Source organism: Adlercreutzia equolifaciens (assembly GCF_029076695.1).
In the GTDB taxonomy this organism is placed as follows: domain Bacteria; phylum Actinomycetota; class Coriobacteriia; order Coriobacteriales; family Eggerthellaceae; genus Adlercreutzia; species Adlercreutzia equolifaciens_A.
The window spans coordinates 1-347 of record NZ_JARFIK010000158.1 but is presented as its reverse complement, the minus strand read 5'-3'; the positions used below and the strand labels follow the sequence as shown (position 1 = coordinate 347).

The 347-nt window shown below is 45.8% G+C and carries 1 protein-coding gene; it reads right to left on the bottom strand.

Annotation, left to right across the window (positions count from 1 at the left end; translation table 11 throughout):
• Positions 1 to 48: 48 nt before the first annotated feature.
• Complete coding sequence (locus PZH32_RS14285) at positions 49 to 318, bottom strand: DUF6783 domain-containing protein (RefSeq protein WP_428994041.1); 270 nt, start codon at positions 316 to 318, stop codon at positions 49 to 51.
• Between the last annotated feature and the right edge of the window lie 29 nt (positions 319 to 347).

Sequence of the window (347 nt, the reverse complement as noted above, 5' to 3'; positions counted from 1 at the left end):
CTATACTGAAAAAATCATAACTGCTCGTCATATCTGCAGTTACAGACACTATTTAGAGCCTGTTTGAAAAATCATTCCCGCAATATGCACGCCCCACTTTGCGGGAGATTTCACCCGAATTCGATTGCCGTAGCCCGCTACGGCGCCCTCATCCGGGCAAAATCTCCCACAAATTGTGACGCACATCTTGCAGAAAGCCTTTTTCAAACACGCTCTAAGGGAAAAGGAGGAACTATATTTATGAAATTCAGAGTTGAGGGCATTTATGATGCCAAAAAGCTGGGAATCCCACAGATGCTGATTCTGGGGCTCCAGCATATGTTCGCCATGTTTGGCGCTACCATTCT